Annotated in this window: 25 protein-coding genes and 1 other RNA gene; 13 read left to right on the plus strand and 13 right to left on the minus strand. The window is 65.6% G+C overall.

Going from position 1 to position 24,251, the window contains the following annotated elements:
* Positions 1-3 precede the first annotated feature (3 nt).
* The 5 genes from ACQ5SA_RS13955 to ACQ5SA_RS13975 all read right to left on the minus strand — a co-directional run bounded on the left by ACQ5SA_RS13955 (position 4) and on the right by ACQ5SA_RS13975 (position 4,803).
* Positions 4-858, minus strand: coding sequence for an endonuclease/exonuclease/phosphatase family protein (locus ACQ5SA_RS13955; RefSeq protein ID WP_499314518.1), 855 nt, complete (start codon positions 856-858; stop codon positions 4-6).
* A gap of 137 nt (positions 859-995) precedes the next feature.
* Positions 996-1,238 (minus strand): hypothetical protein, encoded by a 243-nt coding sequence (locus tag ACQ5SA_RS13960; protein ID WP_230111396.1) that lies wholly within the window; start codon positions 1,236-1,238, stop codon positions 996-998.
* Between the two features lie 158 nt (positions 1,239-1,396).
* Positions 1,397-2,269: a glyoxalase III HchA gene (hchA, locus tag ACQ5SA_RS13965; protein WP_499314520.1), complete on the minus strand. Its 873-nt coding sequence runs from the start codon at positions 2,267-2,269 to the stop codon at positions 1,397-1,399.
* A gap of 169 nt (positions 2,270-2,438) precedes the next feature.
* Entirely contained in the window at positions 2,439-2,642 is a 204-nt protein-coding gene (locus ACQ5SA_RS13970; RefSeq protein ID WP_499314522.1) for a hypothetical protein, read from the minus strand.
* 154 nt (positions 2,643-2,796) lie between these two features.
* Positions 2,797-4,803 (minus strand): esterase/lipase family protein, encoded by a 2,007-nt coding sequence (locus tag ACQ5SA_RS13975; RefSeq protein ID WP_499314523.1) that lies wholly within the window; start codon positions 4,801-4,803, stop codon positions 2,797-2,799.
* A gap of 140 nt (positions 4,804-4,943) precedes the next feature.
* Here ACQ5SA_RS13975 and ACQ5SA_RS13980 point away from each other — a divergent pair, with 140 nt between their 5' ends.
* Positions 4,944-5,399 (plus strand): methyltransferase family protein, encoded by a 456-nt coding sequence (locus ACQ5SA_RS13980; RefSeq protein ID WP_499314525.1) that lies wholly within the window; start codon positions 4,944-4,946, stop codon positions 5,397-5,399.
* Positions 5,400-5,435: 36 nt separating this feature from the next.
* Here the strand turns inward: ACQ5SA_RS13980 and ACQ5SA_RS13985 are convergent, their stop codons facing one another.
* The 3 genes from ACQ5SA_RS13985 to ssrA all read right to left on the minus strand — a co-directional run bounded on the left by ACQ5SA_RS13985 (position 5,436) and on the right by ssrA (position 6,961).
* On the minus strand, positions 5,436-5,912 hold the full coding sequence (locus ACQ5SA_RS13985; RefSeq protein WP_230111387.1) for a hypothetical protein: 477 nt from the start codon (positions 5,910-5,912) through the stop codon (positions 5,436-5,438).
* Between the two features lie 125 nt (positions 5,913-6,037).
* A complete protein-coding gene (locus ACQ5SA_RS13990) occupies positions 6,038-6,412 on the minus strand; it encodes an NINE protein (RefSeq protein ID WP_499314527.1) in 375 nt (124 codons plus the stop codon).
* Positions 6,413-6,568: 156 nt separating this feature from the next.
* Positions 6,569-6,961, minus strand: a transfer-messenger RNA (tmRNA) gene (ssrA, locus tag ACQ5SA_RS13995).
* A gap of 238 nt (positions 6,962-7,199) precedes the next feature.
* Here ssrA and ACQ5SA_RS14000 point away from each other — a divergent pair.
* Entirely contained in the window at positions 7,200-7,772 is a 573-nt protein-coding gene (locus ACQ5SA_RS14000; protein ID WP_499314529.1) for a hypothetical protein, read from the plus strand.
* Between the two features lie 99 nt (positions 7,773-7,871).
* Here the strand turns inward: ACQ5SA_RS14000 and smpB are convergent, their stop codons facing one another.
* The gene (smpB, locus tag ACQ5SA_RS14005) at positions 7,872-8,375 is read right to left on the minus strand and encodes an SsrA-binding protein SmpB (RefSeq protein ID WP_025878861.1); all 504 of its coding nucleotides are present in this window, start codon (positions 8,373-8,375) and stop codon (positions 7,872-7,874) included.
* 57 nt (positions 8,376-8,432) lie between these two features.
* Between smpB and ACQ5SA_RS14010 the strand changes: the two genes are divergently transcribed.
* Positions 8,433-8,858, plus strand: coding sequence for a type II toxin-antitoxin system RatA family toxin (locus ACQ5SA_RS14010; protein ID WP_080149115.1), 426 nt, complete (start codon positions 8,433-8,435; stop codon positions 8,856-8,858).
* Positions 8,859-8,861: 3 nt separating this feature from the next.
* A complete protein-coding gene (locus ACQ5SA_RS14015) occupies positions 8,862-9,119 on the plus strand; it encodes an RnfH family protein (RefSeq protein WP_230111383.1) in 258 nt (85 codons plus the stop codon).
* Positions 9,120-9,155: 36 nt separating this feature from the next.
* Here the strand turns inward: ACQ5SA_RS14015 and ACQ5SA_RS14020 are convergent, their stop codons facing one another.
* On the minus strand, positions 9,156-9,551 hold the full coding sequence (locus ACQ5SA_RS14020) for an outer membrane protein assembly factor BamE (RefSeq protein ID WP_025878864.1): 396 nt from the start codon (positions 9,549-9,551) through the stop codon (positions 9,156-9,158).
* 103 nt (positions 9,552-9,654) lie between these two features.
* On the opposite strand from ACQ5SA_RS14020, the gene fur reads away from it, so the two are divergent.
* Complete coding sequence (fur, locus tag ACQ5SA_RS14025) at positions 9,655-10,062, plus strand: ferric iron uptake transcriptional regulator (RefSeq protein ID WP_100552275.1); 408 nt, start codon at positions 9,655-9,657, stop codon at positions 10,060-10,062.
* A 71-nt stretch (positions 10,063-10,133) separates the two neighbouring features.
* Here the strand turns inward: fur and ACQ5SA_RS14030 are convergent, their stop codons facing one another.
* A complete protein-coding gene (locus tag ACQ5SA_RS14030) occupies positions 10,134-11,384 on the minus strand; it encodes an SGNH/GDSL hydrolase family protein (RefSeq protein WP_499314532.1) in 1,251 nt (416 codons plus the stop codon).
* A gap of 97 nt (positions 11,385-11,481) precedes the next feature.
* Between ACQ5SA_RS14030 and ACQ5SA_RS14035 the strand changes: the two genes are divergently transcribed.
* The gene (locus tag ACQ5SA_RS14035) at positions 11,482-12,399 is read left to right on the plus strand and encodes a LysR family transcriptional regulator (RefSeq protein ID WP_499314534.1); all 918 of its coding nucleotides are present in this window, start codon (positions 11,482-11,484) and stop codon (positions 12,397-12,399) included.
* A gap of 112 nt (positions 12,400-12,511) precedes the next feature.
* On the opposite strand, the gene recN is transcribed toward ACQ5SA_RS14035, so the two are convergent.
* On the minus strand, positions 12,512-14,173 hold the full coding sequence (recN, locus tag ACQ5SA_RS14040; RefSeq protein ID WP_499314536.1) for a DNA repair protein RecN: 1,662 nt from the start codon (positions 14,171-14,173) through the stop codon (positions 12,512-12,514).
* Between the two features lie 115 nt (positions 14,174-14,288).
* Between recN and hrcA the strand changes: the two genes are divergently transcribed.
* The 4 genes from hrcA to dnaJ all read left to right on the plus strand — a co-directional run bounded on the left by hrcA (position 14,289) and on the right by dnaJ (position 19,347).
* Complete coding sequence (hrcA, locus tag ACQ5SA_RS14045) at positions 14,289-15,353, plus strand: heat-inducible transcriptional repressor HrcA (protein ID WP_089240450.1); 1,065 nt, start codon at positions 14,289-14,291, stop codon at positions 15,351-15,353.
* Between the two features lie 63 nt (positions 15,354-15,416).
* A complete protein-coding gene (grpE, locus tag ACQ5SA_RS14050) occupies positions 15,417-15,932 on the plus strand; it encodes a nucleotide exchange factor GrpE (protein WP_089240452.1) in 516 nt (171 codons plus the stop codon).
* Between the two features lie 201 nt (positions 15,933-16,133).
* A complete protein-coding gene (gene dnaK / locus ACQ5SA_RS14055; RefSeq protein ID WP_499314538.1) occupies positions 16,134-18,059 on the plus strand; it encodes a molecular chaperone DnaK in 1,926 nt (641 codons plus the stop codon).
* 154 nt (positions 18,060-18,213) lie between these two features.
* Positions 18,214-19,347: a molecular chaperone DnaJ gene (gene dnaJ / locus ACQ5SA_RS14060; RefSeq protein WP_025878872.1), complete on the plus strand. Its 1,134-nt coding sequence runs from the start codon at positions 18,214-18,216 to the stop codon at positions 19,345-19,347.
* Between the two features lie 100 nt (positions 19,348-19,447).
* Here the strand turns inward: dnaJ and ACQ5SA_RS14065 are convergent, their stop codons facing one another.
* Positions 19,448-20,245, minus strand: a complete 798-nt coding sequence (locus ACQ5SA_RS14065; RefSeq protein ID WP_499314540.1) for an AraC family transcriptional regulator — start codon at positions 20,243-20,245, stop codon at positions 19,448-19,450.
* A gap of 73 nt (positions 20,246-20,318) precedes the next feature.
* On the opposite strand from ACQ5SA_RS14065, the gene ACQ5SA_RS14070 reads away from it, so the two are divergent.
* From ACQ5SA_RS14070 to ACQ5SA_RS14080, 3 genes are all read left to right on the plus strand, one after another.
* Positions 20,319-21,515: an MFS transporter gene (locus tag ACQ5SA_RS14070; protein WP_230111373.1), complete on the plus strand. Its 1,197-nt coding sequence runs from the start codon at positions 20,319-20,321 to the stop codon at positions 21,513-21,515.
* A 620-nt stretch (positions 21,516-22,135) separates the two neighbouring features.
* Positions 22,136-23,044, plus strand: a complete 909-nt coding sequence (pdxY, locus tag ACQ5SA_RS14075) for a pyridoxal kinase (protein ID WP_108264904.1) — start codon at positions 22,136-22,138, stop codon at positions 23,042-23,044.
* The gene (locus ACQ5SA_RS14080; protein ID WP_499314541.1) at positions 23,041-24,165 is read left to right on the plus strand and encodes a prephenate dehydrogenase; all 1,125 of its coding nucleotides are present in this window, start codon (positions 23,041-23,043) and stop codon (positions 24,163-24,165) included. Before pdxY ends, ACQ5SA_RS14080 begins: the two co-directional genes overlap by 4 nt.
* Positions 24,166-24,251: the final 86 nt, after the last annotated feature.

The raw sequence follows: 24,251 nt of genomic DNA on the forward strand, positions 1-24,251 counted from the left end.
TGCTCAGCGCTTCGGCCAGTTCAGCTCAACCACCAGCGGGAAGTGATCGGAGGGCAGCACGCCGTCGATGCGGCGGTCATCGGTGAGGAAGCTGTGTGCTTGGAAGCCGCGTACCAGCACCCAGTCCAGCTCGGCGGTTGCCGTTCCTGTGAAGTTGTGGAAGGTCAGGCGCGGACCCTGCGGCGACTTGACCTGGCGCCGGGTGTCCTGAAGCACGCGAGTGAAGGCCTGGTAGGTGCCGCCGCCTGGCTCGCTGTTGAAATCGCCGGTCAGCACGACCGGCAGATCCGAAGGCAACGCAGCCACGCGCGTTGCGATCAGCTCGGCACCCTTGATCCGTCGTGGTTCGTCCTCGTCGCGGTAGGGCAGGTGGGTGTTCATGAAGTAGAAGCGACGGCCATCATCCAGGCGACGGAACACTGCCCAGGTGACCATGCGCGGGAACAGGTTGCCCCAGCTGATGCTGCCCGCAACGTCAGGTGTATCGGACAGCCAGAAGTTGCCGGACTGCTCCACCGCCAGCACCTTGCTGTCGTAGAACACGCCCATGTGCTCGTCGCCGCTGCCACCGCGCCGCCCTTCACCGAACCAGCGATAGTCGGGCAGGTGCTCGGCCAGGTAATTGGCCTGTTCCAGCACCAGTTCCTGGGTGCCGATCACGGCTGGGTGTGCCTGCTGGATCACCTTGACCATCGCATCGCGGCGATCTTCCCAGCGCTTGCCAGGGTCGGTGTCGGCGGGCGTACGCACGTTGAAGGACATCACTTTCAACGGCGCGGGCGAGGCTGCCCAGGTGACGGCGGGCAGTGCAAAAGCCAGGAGTGCGCAGAGCGCGGACGTGCGGAAGCGAGACAACATCGTGGAATCCCTCCATTCCATGAAAGCGGTTTCATGGAGGATGCCACGGAAGGCAAGGGCAGCGGTATGCCGGGACGGGCGGCTGCAATGGTGCCGGGCGGACGGTGTGCGACCGCCCGGCAGATGCCACTGGGCGATCAGGGGTCGTACATCATCCCGTTCTCGTCGCGGTTGTAGTGGTCGCTGGCCACGCGGGTGCCATCGTCATAGACCACGTACAGCGTGCAACGCTGGTGGATGCCGAAGCCGGCACGGAAGGGCACGCACTCTTCCTGCAGGCCGACCTCTTCGGCGGCAGTTGCCGGCGCTGAAGGCACCAGCGCGGCAAGCGCCAGCACGGCACCGAATGAACACGCGAACAGTTTCTTGTGCAGCATCATCGAACACGCTCCTTGTTGTCGTGGGTGCTACCAAACTCCATTGATGCAATGACTGCCGACCGCGGCTGGCAACAGCGTGCCGGCGCCACACCTGCAGCAGAACGCAGGTGCGGTCCTGTGTAGCACGCAGCCTGCGCCGGCAGGAAGTGCCTGTCCTCTCAGCGCGCGGCCAACGCATCCAGCAGGGTGCGCGCGGCCAGCTTGCCAAGCGCATTGCCCGCAAGCGGACTGTCGCCGGTCAACAGCAGGCGGTCCTGCATCACGCTGCCATCGATGCCCTCGTTGACGATCTGCACGCCCTGCTGGGCCAGACGCTCGCCGAAGAACCAAGGCAACTGACCAGGCATGTAGCCAATATCCGGTGTCTGTCGGTCCATCGCATCGGGGAAGGCGCAGATCCGATGGCCGCGGAACAGGGAGTCACCCTCGGCTTCATCCACACCGGCCGCCAGCAGCGCGGCAGGGCCGTGGCAGAGGGTGATGATGTGGCGCTGATTGTCCATCGCCCACTGCAGCGTGGCCTTCACTGCGCGGCTTTCCGGCAGGCCGATCAATGCACCGTGACCACCTGGAATGAACACCGCGGCATAGTCCGAACCGGCATCGAGCGCGGCCGCCACGTCGTTCAGCTGCAGAGGCTGGCGGAAGCGGGATTCGTAGCGCTCGTACAGGCCGCCGATTTCGCGGTCCTCGCGTGGGAATGCCCACCATTCGAACTTCACCGGGTTGCCGGACAGCGTGGCCACGTCGATCTCGAAACCGGCCTTGTCCAGGTGGTACATCGGCAGCAGCGTCTCCACCGGATGGTTGCCTGTGGAGAACAGATGGCCATTGGCGGTAGGCAGATACCGTTCGTCGGCGGCGATCATCAGCACTTTCCAGCGTCCGTCACGACGGGCATCGGGATAGTCTGCGCCGGACAGGTCGGTGGTTGCCGAAGTGAACTGGGACAGCGAATACGGCGATGGGAAAAACGCATCGCGCTCAGCGGGATCGGGACTGGGCTGGCGGCTGGGCTCTGACGTGTTCATGTGGACCTCCTGCGAAGAGAGTGGCCAGCTTAGCCAGAGCGATGCGCAGGAACGATGAGGGTTTTCCCTCAATAGGGCCGCCAGTTGGCAGATGCCAGTCCCATCAGCGTGGGACTGGCGGTGCCGATCCGCCGTTTCACCGGGGTACTGGATCGACCGGAGTGCGCAGTCAGTATGGCGAGTTGCATCCGGTGGAATTCAGGCACCGGGATAGTGCGCCGTAACACCAGATCTCGCTTTTGCCTTGCGACAGGCAGATCTGGTAACCGCGGTAGCACTCATCGCAAGGGGTCGGCTCGGCCGCGACAGCGTTCAATCCGAACACCAGCGCCACGGCACCGATAGCAACAGACAGCCTGAACATCCTCTTCATGCGTGTTCTCCGTTGTAGCCCGAATGGGCAGCTGCAACGCTACAGACCGCAGTCCGTTCATTCAACAATGAGGCACGTTGCCCCATGGGAACGAACTCAACCTCCCGCACCCGAAGATGGGCAAGCGCGGGCCACGGTTGCTGGATTTCGTGTACTACTTCGCCGGCAGAGGATGAGCCTCCATATCCTCATGCAGGATGCGGCGAAGTTCGACGATGGCCGGTGTAGCTTCCTGCACGCTGTGACCGGACACGATCACCTTTTCCGAGACGGCATTGGGCAGGTGCGAACTCCAGTACGGGACCAGCCCGTCATCGGTCTTTCCCAGCGGACCTTCTGCCTGGGTGCGCGCGATGATCGAGTGGTAACGCACCTTCGGCGAAATCGGCAGATCGGCCACGGCCTTGACGAAGGCATCGTCCTTGTCCAGGTTCTGGATGCTGTTCATCTGGTAGCCGTGCTTGTCGTCGTTGCGCTCGACCTTGCCGTCGTTTGCCAACGTTGCGACATCCTCCAGCACGGTCAGCGGCAGTCGCACGAAACGGCCCAGCCAGCGTCCCAGACGCGTACCGGCAACATCGGTGCCGCGATGCGGGGTGGCGATGAACACCACCCGTGAAATTTCTGGTTCCGGCTGGAATGTCAGCACCGGCGCGCCCTTCGTGCGCAGCAGTTCGCGCTGCGCCGGGGTCATCTGCGCGGTCGCCAACAGGGTGTCGACCAGATGATCACCCGAGGAGGACACCATCAGCCGCGAAATCACACCGCCCATGCTGTGCGCGACCACAACCATGTCGTGGGATGCGAGCGCCTGGCCGCTCGGATCAAAGTGCTGCAGTGCCTCGTGCAGGATGCGCCGGATCTCATCGTGGCTGAGCGCGATCGGCATGTTGGTCGGGTAGTAGAACTGCCAGATCTGGAAATCGCCGCGGATCTCATCGTCGCGCATCAGCTCGTTGGCCACGTTCACCCACGCTTCCGGGCTGCTGGCCAGTCCATGGATCATCAGCAGCACGCGCCGGTTCGGATCGTACGGCTGCATCATGAACAGATGCGGCTTTTCGATGCCACCCTTGCCACCGAACAACGAACGCAGCGATTGCCGGCTGAAGTTGGAGCGGGCCAGCCACAGCGCATAGCCGGCGGTGAAGTTCGCCGCCAGCGGCACCTGCTCGCCATGCAGTTCCACCACCGCCACCTGGTAGGGGTCGTGGATCTCCAGTTCCGGTTCGTCGTCGTGCAGCACTTCCCACAGGTTTTTGCCCGAGAAGCGCAGCAGCACGGTCATCGAAGGCGACGGCATCTCGCTCCAGTCGCGCCCGGCAGCCGGTGCGTTGCCTGCAGCGGCCGCCGCCAGTCCGGTACTGGCCGGGTCGGCCATCACCGCCACCAGCTCGGCACCGAAACCATCGCGGCGATGCACGCTGCGCAGGGTGCCGGTGAAGGACATCGATGCCGCCGGTACCAGTTCGATCGGTTCGCGCGTGTCCGCGGCCGCGCCATCGTCGGCAGGCGCCAGCACGAAGGTCCAGCGACCCAACTGGAATCGCCCGTTGTCGTTGCGTACCTGCTTGCTCGAATACGCCTCGAACAGCAGCACGGCTGATTCCTGCACGGCCAGGTTGTAGTAGTCGCGTACCTGGGTCTGGCGGTCTTCGAAACCACGCTGGTTGGCGGTGCGTTCGGTGAAGAACAGATACGCATAGGACTGCCGTGCGATCTGCATCCACGCATCCAGGCGTGGTTGGAAGGTCGGGTCGGGCTGAGCGGTCGCGGCCTTGCTGCGCGCCACCGACGCTGACTCGCGCTTCGGCGCCGGCATCGTCATCGCGTACTGCACCCACAGCTCGGCCAGCGACGAGCGCTTGTCTTCCTCGCGGACGACGATGCTGGCCTCCATTGCTTCGATGCACGGCAGGCCCGGTTTGGCGCAGGCACCTTCGTCGAGGCCTGCCACGCGCAGGGTCTCCATGGTGGCCGCGCTGAGCTTGCCGCTGGTGAGGATGTCACCGCGCTTGAGCGCGATGTACTGGCCCGGCGTGACCGTGCCCACCTGCACCGATGGGCCGAACTGACGCAGCGTCGCGCAGCCGCTCAGCGTGAGCAGGGCAATGAGGACGAAGGTGGTGTGGCCGATGAAGCCGATGCGTGTTCTTGCCATGTGGACTCCCTGCGCTGGCGCCACTCTAGCGGCAGGCGTGTCAACGCGGAAGCAGGGCGCAGCTGGGTCATTGCTGGCCGATGTGCGGCTCCGGCATCGGCGTGTGACACTGGTTCGGACATCCGATGCCGGGACAGCCGATGCGATTGCTGGAAACCCGCGTTCCCCCGCCTCTTGTAATGCTGCTGTGCGGTCTGCTCGGTCTCGGCATCAGCCGCTGGCTTCCCGCAACGGAATTGCCCACGCCATGGTGGGCTGCGGTGGTGGTGATGGCCGCGGGGCTGGTGATGAACCTGTTGCCCAAGCTGGCATTCCAGCGAGCGGGTACCACGGTCAATCCGATGCGGCCGGCATCATCCACGGCGCTGATCACCAGAGGGGTCTATCGCTATACCCGAAACCCCATGTATCTCGGGCAAGCGGCGTTCCTGCTCGGAGGCATGCTGTATCTGCAGAACCTCCTGGCACTCGCAGTGGTGCCGATGTTTGTCCTGTACATCACGCGCTTTCAGATCCATCCGGAAGAGCGTGTTCTTGGCGAGCGTTTCGGCGCCCAGTACAGCGCGTTCCGGCAGAAGGTCCGGCGTTGGTTGTAGCGCCCGGATCGGCTCTTCAGTCGATCATCGGTCCGGTCACGGATGGATCTGGCAGGTCACCGAGGCCGAATAGCCCTCGTAGTCGTCAGCGGCGCCGACATGCAGGGTGTGACGGGCGTCGGTCTGCTTGATGTACGACGGTTCCTCCGTCTGGGCGGCATCGTCGACGGTCGTCACCGACCACGCTTTAGCCAGGCGCTTGTGGTCGACGTTGTTGAGGTACACGTGCAGGCTCTTGTGGACATTTGACACGCTCACATCCGCGCTGGCCACGGTGCCTCCGAACAGCGCCACCGGCTTGTTCTTCGGCTCGAACACGCTCCCGGGGTCGCGGGTCAGGCCGGCGGCATGGAATGCCTGGTCCACCTGTGCTTCAGTGAAGTCGGAGCCGGCCTTGCAGGCCAGCAGGGCTTCCAGAGCGGCGGTGCTGGTTGCGTGCGGGGAGGGGGCGGCAGCGAGTGCGCCGGTGCTTGAGGCCAGGCCCAGCAACAGGGCGATCAGGGGTTTGTACATTGCAGGTCCTTCTGGAATTCGCGGGGAGGCGAGGGGCCGTACTGTCAGCCCCTCGCATGCCCGGAGTGTGGGGGAGGGCGGCTTGGCCGGGCAAGACCCGGCGGCGGCCACTGCCCGCGCGAGGCTTACACCATGCGTACACCGGCCGAGTCGGTATCGACAGTGAGGATCTCGATCAGCGCCCACAACCCGGTGATGACCACGCCGATGATCAGCCAGCCCAGCAGCAGGGTGATCAGCAGCTGGGCGATGCCGCGGCCGTGGTAGCCGGCATAGAAGTTGTGGATGCCCAAACCGCCCAGAAAAAGGCCCAGCAGAATGTAGGCAACGCGGGTACGGGCGACAGGCTGCGGTTGTGCATGCGGAGCGGCGTAGACCTGCCCCGCATGCAGAGGTGGCGGTGACGGCAGGGTCGATCCGACCGGGGCGCCGCAGCCCACACAGTTAGAGGCCTTGTCACTGACCTCGCGGTCGCACTCCACACAATTCACCAACGCCATCGTTCTGCTCCGTGTCCTGGGCGGGTTGTCCGCCGGTCCAACGGGCAGTATCGGCGCTGCCCGGAAAATCTGGAACGGCCGGAGAGCAGCCAACAAAAAAGCCAGACCCCAATCGACGGGAGATCTGGCTTTTCGTGCCCCGAAGGGCGGTACAAATGGTGGAGGTGGGCGGAATTGAACCGCCGTCCGAAGGCACTCCATCCCCAGCACTACATGCTTAGCTCACCGTTGAATCTCATCCCGGGACAGCACGGCGTGCAAAGCGCATCCAAGGACCAGCCTGTTGTGTTCTTGTGCCGGACTGACAGGCAGCCGCCCAGCGCGATTCCATGATAATGACTCTACGCTGCGAGCATGGACACAAGCAGTTTCGAGGCTCCGCCTAAGTCGGCAGAAGGTCACGCACCGCAGTTTTTAGGCTGCGAGGGCGACCGGAGCGTAGTTGTCGTCGTTGGCAACTAGAGTTTTGCAGCTGGATTTACGAGGAAAGCTACCCCCTCGGCATGCGCCAGGCGACTTCACAACCCCCGTCGAAACCAATGCACCCCCGGTTTCTTCAAGTACTGCAAGGTACAAGGCCTGTTCCGTGTTGCCACGGCCAGTACCTGCCTAACACCGCACATGCTACGCCAAAAAGCCTGAACAGTCACCCGGCCGGCCCAACCGTCCACGTCAATCCACAACATGTTGTAGAGCCTCCGTCATAGCGGATTGCTAACGTCGCTGGCACGAATTTGCGACACACTGGCCACGACCATTCGAGCCAGCACAGATACGGAGACGGCCGGTGACCGAAGCAATGCAAAAGCGCAGCCTGCGTCAGCTGGTTGGCCCGGTAGGGGCCGATTACCAGCGGCGGGCGTTGCCGCCCGGCTGGGTCTGGGCGGTGCTGGCGGTGTTGCTGGCTGGAACGTGGGCCACCGAGCTGCCGGCCACGGCTGCAGCTGCGCTGATCGCCAGTGCGGTGGTGGTGCACTGGCCTCGGCGTGGCCGCTTCCACTGGCTGGGCTGGCGGCTGCCGGCGTTGGCGGTGCTGGCCGCGCTGTTGTGGGGCCCGGATGTGCTGTCACAGTGGTTCGAGCACGGCCTGGCCCTGACCCTGATGTCGCTGGCCAGCCTCAGTATCGGCGTGCACGTGTGGCAGTCGCGGCAGTTGGCCCGGCAGCTGCAGGCGTCCGCCGATGCGCTGGATGATGCCCAGCTGCTGGCCTTGCTGCCGGTCGATGCCGCGCGGTTGGCGCAGCAGTGGCGGGCCGGTGATGATCGCCATGCCCCGGAGCTGTCGGTGGTGATGCACCTGGCGGTGATGCACGCGGCGCTGTCGCCGCGCCTGCGCGGGCAGGGCGTGTTGGCGGGTTGATCGGTCTTGTGCAGGGCCGGGGCCCTGATCAGGCTTGATCGAAGCCCTGCTGAAAGCAGCCGAGCATGGCTCGGCTCTACAAAAAGGTAAGCGGGGTCCTTATGCGTCGCGGTTGCCGCGACGCATCACCCGCTGCTTCTCGATCGCCCAGTCACGATCCTTGGCGGCATCGCGCTTGTCGTGGGTCTGCTTGCCCTTGGCCAGCGCCACTTCCAGCTTGATCTTGTTCTTGCTCCAGTACATGGCCGTGGGCACGATCGTGTAGCCATCGCGCTCGACCTTGCCGACCAGCTTGTCGATCTCGCTCCGGTGCAGCAGCAGCTTGCGTTCGCGCCGGTCGTTGGCCACCACGTGGGTGGACGCCTGGATCAGCGGTGTGATCTGCGCGCCGATCAGGAAGATCTCGCCATCCTTCACGTAGGCGTAGGCGTCGACGATGTTGCCGCGGCCAGCGCGGATCGACTTCACTTCCCAGCCCTGCAGCGCCAGGCCGGCTTCGAAGCGGTCTTCGATGTGGTACTCGTGACGGGCACGCTTGTTCAACGCGATGGTCTTGTTGGCCGTCGCGCTCTTTGCTTTATCCTTGCCGGTGTTCTTGCTCATTTCCGTATTGTCTCCGATTCGGGCCCGCCCGGTCGATTGCCGAAGCGTCCTGTATTCATGCCTACTATCCGCCGCAGTGCCCTGGTCGAACATTCGGCCGCACGCATGTTCGATCTGGTCAACGACGTCCAGGCCTATCCGCGCCGTTTCCGCTGGTGCTCGGACGCCCGCATCCTCGAGCAGGGCGAAGACCGGCTGGTCGCTCGCCTTGATCTGGGCCTGGGTTCGTTCAGCACCTGGTTCCAGACCGAAAACACCCTGCAGCGTCCGCACAGCATCGACATGCAGCTGCGCGAGGGGCCGTTCAAACAGCTGCACGGCCGCTGGGAATTCCATGCCCTGGCCGAAGATGCCTGCAAGGTCACCCTCACCCTGGACTTCGAACCAAGCTCACGCCTGCTGGGCCCGGCGCTGGCCATCGGCTTCCAGGGGTTGGCCGATCGCATGGTCAACGATTTCGTCCGCGTCGCCGACGAGGACTGAAACATGATCGAGGTCGAGGTCGTGCTGGCCTGGCCACAGCAGGTGCTGTCGCGCCGGTTGCAGCTTGAGGAAGGGGCGACCGTGGCTGATGCCGTGGCAGCGGCCGGGCTCGAAGGCAGTGCCGATTGTGCGGCCGTTGCCGTGCATGGCGTGCTGGCGCGGCCGCAGCAGGTGCTGCTGGATGGTGATCGTGTCGAGCTGCTGCGTGTGCTGCAGGCCGACCCGAAGGACAACCGCCGGCGACGCGCGCGCGGCGGTTGATCCTCAAGACCCGTCCCGAGGGACGGGCAGGGTGGCTCAGCGGCCGCCCTTCTTCTTCTTGTCCTTCGGCAGATTGCGGCCGAACTGGCGCACGGTCTGCTGGGCAAGGGCCTTGTCGTTGGCCGGGAAGTAATCGCCATCCCAACGGGTGACCACATCATTTTCGAAGTACACGACGAAGTTCTTCACGTCGGTACGGCCCAGGCGGTTCACGCGCTCGGTCGAGGTGTAGTCCCAACGCTGGGCGTGGAACGGATCCGGCACCGACGGGGTGCCCAGCAGCGCGGTGACCTGCTGCTTGCTCTGCCCGACCTGCAGCTTGGCAACGGCATCTTCCCGGATCAGGTTGCCCTGGTAGATGGGTTGCTTGTAGATGATGCCGCACCCGGTGGTGGACAAGGCGACGGCGGCGACCAACAGGAGATTGCGCATCGGGACTGGCGGTTGGGGAAATCAAACCGATGATACACTCCCGGCGTGCCACCGCGACCCAATCCGAGGCAGCTGGCGCTAAATCGCCAATGAACGGAGACCTATGGAAACCCACGACCTGCGTAAAGTCGGCCTGAAGGTGACCCATCCGCGGATGCGGATCCTGGCGCTGCTCGAGCAGCGCAATGCCCAGCACCACATGACCGCCGAAGACATCTATCGCCAGCTGCTGGAGCATGGCGACGAGATCGGCTTGGCCACGGTGTACCGGGTGCTGACCCAGTTCGAGGCCGCAGGCCTCGTGCTCAAGCACAATTTCGAAGGCGGCCAGGCCGTCTACGAACTTGACCGCGGCGGTCACCACGACCACATGGTCGATGTGGACAGCGGCAAGATCATCGAGTTCGAAAGCACCGAGATCGAAGAGCTGCAGCGCAAGATCGCCGCCGATCACGGCTACGAGCTGGAAGAGCACTCGCTGGTGCTGTACGTGCGCAAGAAGCGCAAGTAAGGCCCGCAGCCAGCTGATTGCGACGAAACCCCGGGCATGCCCGGGGTTTTTCGTTTACCGCAGCGGCCGCGTCACCGGGGCAGTAGATCCACGCCACGCGTGGATGGCCCCATCAGGACCTCCAGATCCACCGCCTCGGCCATCGCCCGGTTGCCGGCGTCACCGGGGTGCAGGTGATCGCCGGAGTCGAAGGCAGCCGCCATCCGTGAAGGATCGACCGGATCGCGCAGGGCGGCGTCGAGGTCGATCACCCCATCGAATGGACCATCCGTACGCAGCCAGGCATTGAGCTGCTGGCGCAGGGCATCCTTGCCAGGGGCGTAGTAGTCGTCCAGCGGGGTGCCGGGCAGGGCACCGGCAAACGGTGTCAGGGTCGCGCCGAGGATGCGCAGCCCGCGGGCATGGGCGCGTTCGGCCAGTTCGCGGTAGCCGGCCTGCAGCTCGGCCAGGGTCGGCCGCGTCTCGTCGCGGGCAAAGGCCGTGCCCGGCCAGCTGAGGTCGTTGATGCCGATCAGCACGATCACGCTGGCGACGCCAGGCTGGTCGAGCACGTCACGCTGGAAGCGCTCCAGCGCCGATTGGCCCATGCCATCGCGCAGCAACCTGCCTCCGGAAATGCCGGCATTGACCACCGCTACGGCCTCCGGCGCCAGCCGCGCGGCGAGGTGATCAGTCCAGCGCTGGTCCTGGTCGAGGCTGGCGGTGGCGCCATCGGTGATCGAATCGCCGATCACCACCACACTGCGCGCACTGGCCGCGGCCTCCACCTCGATGCCCGACAACAGCAGGCGGGCCGTGGTGCTGCTGGCGCCGTGCAATGCGGGCAGCCGGTGCTGGTCACCCGGCGCAATCCAGCTGGTCTGCCGCCCGTCCCAATGGAAGGTCTGCAGCGGCGTGGGGTCGGGCAGATAGACGCTCACCTGCAAGGCCTGCCGATCAGCGGTGGGAAGGGAAAGTGGATCGCTCAGGCGGTCCTGCCCGGGCGCAATCACGACCCCGGGCTGGCCGTCGAAGCGCAGCGGCTGGGGCGCGTCTCCTGCATGCGCGGCGACGCCGGCAGCGCCGATCCGCAACGGCCGTGTGCCATAGGCATTGCTCAGCCGGACCCGCAGGCGCGGCCCGCCCAGGCTGAGGCGGGTGCTCTGGCGAAAGGTCTGGTCCTGCAGTTGGCCGGGGATGAGGGCAGGGAACAAAAAGTCGCCGCCCCATACCGGCTGCGGGCTGGCTTGCCAGCTGGCGACCCAGTGCGAGGGAGGCGACGCGACGGCGTTGCCGGAAATGGCAAGCAAGGCGGTGGCGGTCAGTTGGCTCAGGCGATTCATGGGAATGACCCGGTGGGAGGAAGCGCCATGGTGCGTCTGGAGCCATCTGTGAACTAGACTGCGCCTGGACAATTATCTGTGAATCGCATTCACTGAAATGGCACGCACCGACATCAACCGATCCGGCGAACTTGAAGTGTTCGTGCGGGTAATAGAAACCGGCGGTTTTTCCGCCGCCGCCCGCAGCCTGGAGATGACGCCGTCGGCGGTCAGCAAGCTGGTTGCGCGCTTGGAGCAACGTCTGGGGACGCGCCTGCTGCAGCGCTCCACCCGCCAGCTGCAGCTGACCCCGGAGGGTTGCGCGTTCTATGAGCGTGGCCTGCGGGTGCTGGCTGATCTGGAAGAGGCCGAACGCTGCGCCAGCGCCCACGCCGAGCCGCGCGGGCGGCTGCGGGTGAATGCCAACGTGCCGTTCGGCCAGCACTTCCTGCTGCCGCTGCTGCCGGAATTCCTGCAGCGGCATCCGCAGGTAGGGGTGGACCTGACCCTGACCGACGAGGTGATCGATCTGCTGGAGCAGCGCACCGATGTGGCGGTGCGTGCTGGCCCATTGAAGAGTTCCAGCCTGGTCGCGCGCCGGCTGGGGGCAACGCGGATGATGATCGTGGCCGCCCCAGCCTATGCGGCACGACACGGACTGCCGGGCAATGCCGACGCGCTGCTGGCCCACAACCGGCTGGATATCGGCCATGCACGGTCGGTACAGGGCTGGCCGCTGTTGCAGGATGGCCAGCAGCAGCGGGTGCTGCCCAGCGGAAATGCGCGTGCCAGCAATGGCGATGCGCTGCGTCAGCTGGTACTGGGCGGGCTGGGCATGGCCCGGCTGGCGGCGTTCCAGGTGCAGGCCGACATCGCGGCAGGGCGGTTGTTGCCAGTACTGGAGGAGGCCAACCCGGGCGACCTCGAAGAGGTGCACGCCGTGTTCCTGGGGCAGGGCGGCTACCTGCCGCTGCGCGTGCGCGCGTTCCTCGATTTCCTGGTGGAGAACGTCGACCTGACGCAGCCGCGAGGGTAGTGCCGGCCGCTGGCCGGCAACCTCATGACCTTCGTCCACCCGCATCGGGTTGCCGGCCAGCGGCCGGCACTACCCGTAGATCCACGCCATGCGTGGATAAACGCATGCGGGCTTACACCTGCAACAGCTTGCGCGCGGCGGCGCGGGCTTCCTTGCTCACTTCCACGCCACCCAGCATGCGCGCCAGCTCTTCCTCGCGCGCCTTGGTGTCGAGCTTCTCCACCGCGCTCTGGGTCATGCCTTCCACCGGCGCCTTGCTGACCCGGTAGTGCGCGTGGCCCTTGGAGGCGACCTGCGGAAGATGGGTCACGCACAGCACCTGACGCTTCTCACCGAGGGCGCGCAGCTTCTGGCCGACGATATCGGCCACCGCGCCACCGATGCCGGAGTCGACCTCGTCGAACACCATCGTCGGTACCGCATCCAGATCAAGTGCGGCCACTTCAATGGCCAGCGAGATACGCGACAGCTCGCCGCCGGAAGCGACCTTGCGCAGGGCGCGCGGCGGCTGGCCGGCATTGGCCGCGACGAGGAATTCGACGCGCTCGGCACCCTGTGGGTCCGGCTTGCCGTTGTCCTGCGGCTCCAGATCGATCAGGAACTGGCCGCCGCCCATGCCCAGCTCAGCGATGATGCCGGTGGTGGTGGCCGACAGCTCGGCAGCAGCGGTGCGGCGGCTGGTGGTCAGCACCGCGGCCTCGACACGCCAGGCCGCTGCGGCCTTTTCAATCTCGCCGGCCAGGCGCTGCAGGCGTTCGTCGGCGCCGCGCAGCTGTTCTACTTCGGCGTGCATGCGCTCGCGCTGCGCACCCAGCTCGTCCATCGGCACGCGGTGTTTGCGGGCCAGATCGTGCAGGCGGCCGAGGCGGCGCTCGTTCTCTTCGAACTGGTCCGGATCGGCGTCCAGGTCGTCATGTACCCGGTCGAGCAGGGCCAGCGCTTCGTGCAGCTGGATGGAGGCGCTGTCGATCAAGGCATCGACATCGCCCAGGCGCGGGTCATGCTCAGCCACTCGCGCCAGTTCATGCCGGACCTGCTGCAGCAGATCGAGCGCCGAATGGCCTTCGTCACCGTTGAGCTGGTCCGTAGCTGTCTGGCAGGCGCTCAGCAGGGCGCTGGCATGGGCCTGGCGGCGGTGGCTGGCGCCGAGCGCAATAATCGACTCCGGCTCCAGATCTTCACGATCCAGTTCGCGCAGCTGGTGCTCGAGGAAGCCGATGCGGTCACTCACATCGCCCTGTTGCGACAGTGCCAGGGATTCATCGACCAGCGCCTGCCAGGTGGCGGCAGCGCGGCGTACCTGGCGGCGTTCGCCTTCGTTGCGGGCATAGGCGTCCAGCAGGGCCAGCTGCGACGGACGCGTCAGCAGGGCCTGCTGCTCGTGCTGGCCATGGATCTCCACCAGCAGGCCGGCCAGGTCGGCCAGCTGCGCCAGCGTGACCGGGCGGCCATTGATCCAGGAGCGTGAGCCGCCGTCGGCGCGGATCACGCGGCGCAGCTGGCATTGGTCTTCATCGTCCAGCTCGTTGCTGGCCAGCCACTGGCGGGCGGCCTGCAGCTGGTCCAGCGCGAACTCGGCCGACAGTTCGGCCCTGGCGGCGCCATGGCGCACCACGCCGCTGTCGGCGCGCAGGCCGGACAGGAAGCCCAGCGCGTCGACCATCAGCGACTTGCCCGCGCCGGTCTCGCCTGAAACCACGGTCATGCCCGGCCCGAACTCCAGTTCGGTGGCGCGGACGACGGCGAAATCCTTGATTGAAAGATGTCTGAGCATGGGTAAGGGGGTGTCTGCAGCCGCGCAACGCTAGCACGCGCGGCGGGGTCGTCCAATGACTTGCCAAGGGGATGCGTCGCCATTATCTAATGTCCCTGTCTCACAGGTTGATTCCATGCACGGTTCTCCCGACCAACTTGCCCCTCGCGCGCGGCACCTGCTGCGCACGCTGATCGCGCGCTACATCCAGGACGGCGAACCCGTGGGCTCGCAGACGCTGGCGCGTGTGGCCGGCCTGGAGGTCAGTCCCGCCACCATCCGCAACATCCTTGGGGATCTGGAAGACCTGGGCCTGTTGGCCTCACCGCATACCTCGGCAGGCCGCATTCCGACCGCGCATGGCTATCGGGTGTTCGTCGACAGCCTGCTGCAGATGCAGCCGCCGGGCGAAGGTGAGCTGGCCCGGCTGCGTCAGGAACTGGCCGGAGGCGGCAGTACCCAGGCCCTGCTTGGCAGCGCCTCGGAGCTGTTGTCGGCGATGAGTCATTTCGTTGGCGTGGTCAGCGCCCCGCGCCGTGAGCAGTTCGCCTTCCGCCAGATCGATTTCGTGGCGCTGGACGGACGCCGGGTGCTGGCGATCCTGGTGTTTGCCGACAATGAGGTGCAGAACCGGGTGATCGAAACCCGCCAGGACTTCGCGCCGGGGCAGCTGGAGCAGGTGGCCAACTACCTCAATGCCCACTTCGCCGGGCTGCCCCTGGCCGAGATCCGTACCCGCCTGCTGTTGGAGCTGCGCGACGCGCGGTCCGAGCTGGAACAGGTGCTGGCGCACAGCATCGAGCTGGCCGAGCAGGCCCTGCAGCCGCCGGCCGACGACATGCTGGTGGCCGGCCAGACCCGTCTGATGGGGGTGCAGGACCTGTCCGACCTGGAGCGCCTGCGCGAACTGTTCGAGCTGTTCTCCAGCAAGCGGGAGATCCTGCAGCTGCTGGAGCGGACCATCCAGGCCCCCGGCGTGCGCATCTTCATTGGCGAAGAAACCGGCGTGGTGCCCCTGCAGGGCGTCTCGCTGGTCACCGCGCCGTACACCGCCAATGGCCAGGTACTGGGCGTGCTGGGCGTGATCGGGCCGAAACGGATGGCCTACGACCGCATGATCCCACTGGTCCAAGCCACCGCCGATGTGCTCGGAGCGGCCTTTTCGCCCGGCGGGCGAAGTCCAGGTGCATCGGACGCTTGAAACGCAGCATCCCGCCCACACTAGGGTGGGTGGAGGCGGAGAGTGACCGCCAGGGACCCAGACATGAATCAAGATCAGCCAGACATCGCCGCCCAGCAGGCCGCCGCCGACGCAGCTGCCGCCGAGGGCGTCAACGAACAGATCGAACAGCTCCGCGCCGAAGTGGAGCAGGTCAAGGCCGAAGCGCTGCGTGAGCGCGCCGACCTCGACAACCAGCGCAAGCGCGTGGCCCGCGATATCGAGCAGGCGCGCAAGTTTGCCAACGAAAAGCTGCTGGGTGAGCTGCTGCCGGTATTCGACAGCCTCGATGCCGGCCTCAAGGCCGCCGGCGACGATGCCCATCCGCTGCGTGAAGGTCTGGAAATGACCTACAAGCAGCTGCTGAAGGTTGCCGCCGACAACGGCCTGGTCCTGCTGGACCCGACCGGCCAGCCGTTCAACCCGGAACACCACCAGGCGATCAGCCAGGTCGCCGCCCCCGGCGCCGCCCCGGGCAGCGTGGTGACCGTGTTCCAGAAGGGTTACCTGCTCAACGAGCGCCTGCTGCGGCCGGCGCTGGTGGTGGTTGCCGCCGATTGACCCCGCGCGCTGGGCCAGGCCTGGCGCGGGTGTCCTCGCCCCGTACGGGGCCTCGGCACGACCGACGCTGAACGTGTTGGGCGAACGGAAACACAGCGTTCGGGGGGTGGCTTGAATGTTCCACGAGCCTCCCCCACATCCCATTCATCCACCGGCCGAACGGCCGGACTGACAAAAACAACATCCTTCAAGGAGTCCCCCATGGGCAAGATCATTGGTATCGACCTCGGCACCACCAACTCGTGCGTGGCGATCATGGACGGCGGCAAGGCCCGCGTCATCGAAAATTCGGAAGGCGATCGCACCACCCCGTCGATCGTCGCCTACACCAAGGACGGCGAAGTCCTGGTCGGTGCCTCGGCCAAGCGCCAGGCCGTGACCAACCCGAAGAACACCTTCTACGCGGTGAAGCGCCTGATCGGCCGCAAGTTCACCGACGCCGAAGTGCAGAAGGACATCGCGCACGTCCCGTACGGCATCCTGGCCCATGACAATGGCGATGCCTGGGTGTCCACCAGCGACGCCAAGAAGATGGCGCCGCAGGAAATCTCGGCCAAGGTGCTGGAGAAGATGAAGAAGACCGCCGAGGACTTCCTCGGTGAGAAGGTCACCGAAGCGGTCATCACCGTGCCGGCCTACTTCAACGACAGCCAGCGCCAGGCGACCAAGGACGCAGGCCGCATCGCCGGTCTGGACGTCAAGCGCATCATCAACGAGCCGACCGCGGCCGCGCTGGCCTATGGCCTGGACAAGGGCGACAACAAGGATCGCAAGATCGTTGTGTACGACCTGGGCGGCGGCACCTTCGACGTCTCGGTGATCGAGATCGCCAACGTCGACGGCGAGAAGCAGTTCGAAGTGCTGGCCACCAACGGCGACACCTTCCTGGGTGGCGAAGACTTCGACAACCGCGTCATCGAGTACCTGGTTGAAGAGTTCAACAAGGACCAGGGCATCGACCTGCGCAAGGATCCGCTGGCCCTGCAGCGCCTGAAGGATGCTGCCGAGCGCGCCAAGATCGAGCTGTCCAGCGCCCAGCAGACCGAAGTGAACCTGCCGTACGTCACCGCTGACGCGTCGGGTCCGAAGCACCTGAACATCAAGCTGACCCGCGCCAAGCTGGAATCGCTGGTGGAAGAGCTGATCAAGAAGTCGATCGAGCCGTGCCGCGTTGCGTTGAATGACGCCGGCCTGCGTTCGAGCGATATCAGCGAAGTGATCCTGGTCGGTGGCCAGACCCGCATGCCGAAGGTGCAGCAGGCTGTCACCGAATTCTTCGGCAAGGAACCGCGCAAGGACGTCAACCCGGACGAAGCCGTGGCACTGGGTGCTGCGATCCAGGGTGGCGTGCTCGGCGGCGACGTCAAGGACGTGCTGCTGCTGGACGTGACCCCGCTGTCGCTGGGTATCGAAACCATGGGCGGTGTGTTCACCAAGATCATCGAGAAGAACACCACCATCCCGACCAAGGCCTCGCAAGTGTTCTCCACCGCCGAGGACAACCAGTCGGCCGTGACCGTGCACGTGCTGCAGGGTGAGCGCGAACAGGCCCGCTTCAACAAGTCGCTGGCCAAGTTCGACCTGTCCGGCATCGAGCCGGCCCCGCGCGGCCTGCCGCAGGTGGAAGTGTCCTTCGACATCGACGCCAACGGCATCCTGCACGTGTCGGCCAAGGACAAGAAGACCAACAAGGAACAGAAGGTCGAGATCAAGGCCGGTTCGGGTCTGTCCGAGGAAGAGATCGCACGCATGGTCGCCGACGCGGAAGCCAACCGCGAAGAAGACAAGAAGTTCCAGGAGCTGGTGCAGACCCGCAACCAGGCCGATGCCCTGATCCACGGTACCCGCAGCGCGATCACCGAGCACGGCAGCAAGGTCGGCGGCGAAGTGATCGGCAAGGTCGAAGCGGCTCTGGCTGATCTGGAAACCGCGATGAAGGGCGACGACAAGGCACAGATCGAAGCCAAGTCGAAGGTGCTGGAAGAAGCCGGCCAGTCGCTGTTCGCTGCCGCTTCGGCCGACCAGGGCGATGCAGCCCCGGGTGCCGACGCGGGCAATGCGGGCAAGGCGCAGGATGACGTGGTGGACGCCGAGTTCACCGAAGTCAAGGACGACAAGAAGTCCTGATCCGGACCGACGCGGGACGCTGCTTGCCAGCGTCCCGTTGTCGTATCAGGGTCCTGACCGCCCTCTGGCGTGTCGGGGCGCCCGACGCAAGAGCGGACCTGGTTCCGCTCTTCCGCTTTGACGAATCCCGACTTTCCGGAATGCGATCCACGATATGAGCAAGCGCGATTACTACGAAGTGCTGGGCGTTGCCCGCACCGCCACCGACGAAGAACTGAAGAAGTCCTATCGTCGTTGCGCGATGAAATTCCACCCGGACCGCAACCCGGGTGATGCGGCGGCCGAAGCCTCCTTCAAGGAGTGCAAGGAAGCCTACGAAGTACTGTCCGACGGCAACAAGCGCCGCATGTACGACAGCCATGGCCACGCCGCGTTCGAACACGGCATGGGCGGTGGCGGTGGTGGTCCGGGCGGCCCGGACATGAACGACATCTTCGGCGACATCTTCGGCAACATCTTTGGTGGTGCCGGCGGCGGTGGTCCGCGCCAGGCGCGCCGCGGCGCCGACATCGGTTACGTGATGGAACTGGATCTGGAAGAAGCAGTGCGTGGCGTCGAACGCCGCATCGAGATTCCGACTCTGGCCGAATGCGGCGACTGCGATGGCAGCGGCTCGGAAGACGGCAAGGTCGAGACCTGCAACGTCTGCCATGGTCGCGGCCAGGTGCGTATCCAACGCGGCATCTTCGCCATGCAGCAGGCGTGCCATAACTGCGGCGGCCGTGGCCAGATCATCGCCAAGCCCTGCAAGACCTGCCACGGCAACGGCCGTGTCGAAGAAGACAAGGTGCTGTCGGTGAAGGTGCCGGCGGGCGTGGATACCGGTGACCGCATCCGCCTGGCGGGTGAGGGCGAGGCCGGTCCGGCGGGTACGCCGCCGGGCGATCTGTACGTGGAAGTGCGCGTGCGTGAGCACCACATCTTCCAGCGCGACGGCGACGACCTGCACTGCGAAGTGCCGATCCGCATTTCGCAGGCCGCGCTGGGTGACACCGTGCGCGTGGCGACCCTCGGTGGCGAAGCAGAAATCCGCATTCCGGCCGAGACCCAGACCGGCAAGCTGTTCCGTCTGCGCGGCAAGGGTGTGCGCTCGGTGCGCAGCCGCAGCGAAGGCGACCTGTACTGCCGCGTGGTGGTGGAGACCCCGGTCAACCTGACCAGCGACCAGCGCAAGCTGCTGGAGCAGTTCGAGGCCACCTTCAACGGCGAGGACGCGCGCAAGCATTCGCCGAAGTCGGCCACCTTCATCGATGGGGTGAAGGGCTTCTGGGACCGGATGACGTCCTGAGTTCTCAACGGAAACGTTGAACGACAGCGCCGGGCTCTGCCCGGCGTTTTCGTTTGCGTTGCAGTAGATCCACGCCATGCGTGGATGCCGTTTCAACGGATCAACGGAAAAACGCCGCCGGCGTCTGCCCCAGCTGGCGCTTGAACATGCTGGTGAACGCGCTCGGGCTGTCATAGCCCATCGCCAGCGCCACATCGATCACCTTCTCGCCGCGGGCCAGCCGTTCCATCGCGGCCAGCAGGCGCGCCTGCTGCCGCCACTGGCCGAAGGTCATACCGAGTTCGCTGGCGAAGTGGCGCTGGATGGTTTTCACGTCGATTGCCAACGCCTGCGCCCAGTCCTGCAGGGTGGCCTCGTCGCCGGGATGCTTCTGGATGTGCTGGCAGATCCTGTGCAGGCGCGGGTCGACGGGCTCGGGCAGGTGCAACGGCAGTACGTCCATGCGGTGCAGTTCATCGAGCATCAGCCGCACCACCCGCCCATCGCGGCTGTCCTCTTCATGCGGTCCGTCGATCAGGCTGGCCGCCTGCAGCAGTTCGCGCAGCAGCGGTGCCACCTGCACGGCGAAGGCCTCGGCGGGCAGGTGCGGGGCGAACGCCGGTTCGATGTACAGGCTGCGCATATGCACCTCGGCGATGCAGTCCACCGCATGCGCCATGCCCGCCGGCATCCAGATGGCGCGGGTGGAGGGCACCACCCAGCGGCCGACTTCCGATCGCACCACCATCAGCCCGGACATCGAATAGACCAGCTGGTGGCGGCGATGTTTATGCGCTGCAACACGGGTGCCGGCCGGGTAATCGCGCGCGCGGCAGGTCACCGGGCGGTGCACCGGCACGTCGTTCCACGGCGCGGTTTCGCGGATGGGGCAGGGGGTGTCCTTTTTGCGATAGGCCATGACCAGAACGCGGCAGAAGGGAGCGGATGGCCACCGTAGCATGCACGGCTCGCCCCCATCCTGACCGTGCGCAATGTCGACTCTGGCTTCTCCCGCCGTATCCGCCCGCCCCGTATCGCCAGGAGTGCTGGCGGCGATCTCCAGCTCGCACATGGTCAACGACATGATGCAGTCGCTGATCCTGGCCATCTATCCGGTGATCAAGGGCGGCTTCAACCTCAGCTTTACCCAGATCGGCCTGATCACACTGACCTACCAGCTCACCGCCTCGATCTTCCAGCCGCTGGTCGGGCTCGCCACCGACCGCCGGCCGGCACCGTATTCCCTGCCGATCGGCATGGCCTCGACCTTGTGCGGCATGCTGCTGCTGGGCTTCGCGCCCAATTACGCGATGGTGCTGCTGGCCGCCGCGCTGGTCGGTATTGGTTCGGCGATCTTCCATCCGGAAGCCTCACGTATCGCACGCCTGGCCTCAGGCGGCCGGCATGGCCTGGCGCAGTCGGTGTTCCAGGTGGGCGGCAACTTCGGTACGGCCCTGGGGCCGCTGATCGCCGCAGCGGTGATCGTGCCCTACGGCCAGCATTCCGCGTCGTGGTTTGCCGGTGCAGCGTTGATCGGTATTGCCCTGCTGACCTATGTCGGCCGCTGGTATTCGATGCATCTGGGCGCCCCCCGGCCAGCAGCACACGGCGTGATCGCCGCGCGCCATCCGCCGCGCACGATTGCCCGGGTGCTGGCCATCCTGCTGGTACTGATCTTCAGCAAGTACTTCTACATGGCCAGCATCGGCAGCTATTTCACGTTCTACCTGATGCATCATTTCGGCATTCCGGTGGCGCAGGCGCAGTTGCATCTGTTCGCCTTCCTGGTGGCGTCCGCCGCGGGCGGCTTCTTTGGCGGGCCGCTGGGTGATCGTATCGGCCGCAAGCCGATCATCTGGGCCTCGATCCTGGGTGTGGCACCGTTCGCGCTGATGCTGCCGCATGCCGATCTGCTGTGGACCACGATACTGGCGGTGCTGATCGGCTTCGTCCTGTCGTCCGCGTTCTCGGCCATCGTGGTCTACGCGCAGGAAATGATGCCGCATCGTATCGGCATGGTGTCCGGTCTGTTCTTCGGCTTCGCCTTCGGGATGGGCGGCCTTGGCGCAGCAGTGCTCGGCCTGCTGGCCGACAAGACCAGCATCGAATTCGTCTACCAGTTGACCGCGTTCCTGCCGCTGCTGGGCATCGTGGCGGCGTGGTTGCCGCCGTCGAAGCCTGTGCACTGAAGGAGTGTTCTTCTGCAGGGCTGCGCCCTGCACCCGCGGTAGTGCCGGCCGCTGGCCGGCAGCAGCTACAGCAACAGCAACAGCAACAGCGGCACTCCGGGAGATGGCGGGGCACTGTGGGTTTGCGGGGTCGCCGCAAGTACGTCCTTGTAGGCTTGGTCGCCGCATCCATGCGGCTCACACCCCGCAAACCCACAGTGCCCCGCCTTCGACAGTTTTCCGGTGGCCAGTAGATCTACGCCATGCGTGGATGAATCTCCATCGAAATCGAATATTTGGACAATTGAATGTAGAACATCCACGCATGGCGTGGACCTACCGTGTCGACCAAGGTCGACACCCACCAAGAGCAGGCCATGCCATTCCGGCAGATCGAAGAAATCTGTCGAAGGCGGGTTGGGTCCGGTTGCGGGGGCGTGAGCGCCATGGATGGCGCGACCGAGCCTCCATGGACGGATTTACGGCGTCCCCCGCAACCGGACACAACCCGCCATCTCACGGATAGCCCGCTGTTGCTGTTGTCGTTGCAGTTGCTGTTGAGGTTGCCGGCCAGCGGCCGGCACTACCGTGGGTGCAGGGCGCAGCCCTGCCGAAAACCCCCTTGGGCGTAGAATGCGGGCATGAGCGAATCCCTCGACAACCACTTGGTCCACGGCCGCCGCCAGCGGCCCGACGGCCCTTCGCCGATCGATGTCATTTCGGTCCAATCGCAACTGGTCTACGGCCACGCCGGCAACAGCGCCGCGCTGCCACCGATGCGCGCGCTCGGCGTGCGCGTGGCCTCGATCCCGACCACGCTGCTGAGCAATGCGCCGTTCTACGAGACTACCCGTGGCCGTGTGCTGCCCAGTGACTGGTTCGCCGACCTGCTGCTTGGCACCCGCGAACGGGGTCTTCCGCAACGGGCGAAGATGCTGGTGTCCGGCTACTTCGGCAGCGCCGCCAACGGTGCCGCATTCGCCGATTGGCTGGACGAGATCCTGCCGGCATGCCCGCAGCTGCGTTACTGCCTGGACCCGGTGATCGGCGATACGCACACCGGTCCCTATGTGGAGCCGGGCCTGGAGGCGATCTTCGCTGAGCGCTTGCTGCCACATGCTTGGCTGGTCACCCCGAACGCCTTCGAACTCGGGCGACTGACCGGCATGCCGGCGCTGGTCGAGGCCGATGCCATCGCCGCCTCGCATGCGCTGCTGGCACGCGGTCCGCAGTGGGTGCTGGCACACAGCGTCGGCGGCAATCCGGGCGAGCTGGTGACGCTGGCTGTCGGTCGCGAGGAAACCTGGCGCTGGACTTCGCCGCTGCTGCCGGTCGACGTGGCCGGTACCGGCGATGTGCTGATGTCGCTGATGGTGTCCTTCCTGCTGCGCGGTGAGCCGATGCAGATGGCCATCTCGCGCGCCATCGCCGGCACCCATGCGGCGCTGGAGGCAACCCTGGCCCATGGTTTCGAGGAGTTCGACGTGATCGCAGCCGCACCGGCGGCCCTGGCCGACGGGATGCGCTTCCGCGCCGAACGACTGGCATGAGCGATCTGCACGAACGCACGCCGCGCACGGTTGGCATCGTCGGCAGTGCCGGCGCCTACGGGCGCTGGCTGACCCGGTTCTTCGAACAGCACATGCAGGTGCAGGTGATCGGCCACGATCCGGCCGACCCGGGCTCGCATGCGCCGGAGCAGTTGCTGGAACAGGCTGATGTGCTGGTGTTCTCCGCACCGATCCGGCACACGTCCGCGTTGATTGCCGAGTACGTGAGCCTGTCGGCTGGGCGCGAGCAGGAACGCTTGTGGCTGGACGTGACCTCGGTGAAGGAAGCGCCGGTGCAGGCGATGCTGGCCTCGCGCGCCGAGGTGGTGGGCCTGCATCCGATGACGGCGCCGCCCAAGGCGCCGACTCTGAAAGGCCGGGTGATGGTGGTCTGCGAGGCGCGCCTGCAGCATTGGCGGCCCTGGGTGGACGCGGTGTGCCTTGCGCTGCAGGCCGAATGCGTGCGGGCCACCCCGCAGCACCACGACCAGATGATGGCGCTGGTGCAGGCGATGGTGCATGCGACCCATCTGGCCCAGGCCGGTGTGTTGCGCGAGTACCAGCCGCAGCTGGGCACGCTGGCGGCGATGCTGCCGTATCGGTCGGCTTCGTTCGAACTGGATACGGCGATCATCTCGCGCATCCTGTCGTTGAATCCGGCGATCTACGAAGACATCCAGTTCGGCAATCCCTATGTGGCGCCGATGCTGCAACGTCTGATCGGCCAACTGCAGACGCTGCAGGCGCAGGTCGGGCAGGGCGACGATGCTGCGCGTGGCGCATTCCGCGAGCACCTGCTGGGGGCCAACAGGAGTGCCTTCGGCGATCAGGCGCTGGCTGCGGGAAATTACACCTTCGAGCGCGTCGGCTATCTGCTGGCCGACCTGACCGAGCGTAACGCACTGTCGGTGCATCTACCTGAAGACCGCGCGGGTTCGTTGCGCGAACTGCTCAACGTGTTCGAGCAGCATGGCATCAGCCTGGCCTCGATCCATTCTTCGCGCACACCCGCGGGCGAAGTGCATTTCCGCATCGGCTTCGTGGCAGGCAGTGAACCAGGGGCTATCGCGGCAGCAGCAGCCGAGGTGGATGCCAGCGGGATCGGCCGGGTGCTCTCCTAGTAGGATTCATCCACAGGGCGTGTGGATGGCTTCTGCGCAAACATGTGGATAACCTGTCGCATGCCTTGGCGGGCAAGGCTGTCAAG

The sequence above is a fragment of the Stenotrophomonas indicatrix genome, assembly GCF_050573115.1.
GTDB lineage: Bacteria > Pseudomonadota > Gammaproteobacteria > Xanthomonadales > Xanthomonadaceae > Stenotrophomonas > Stenotrophomonas lactitubi_A.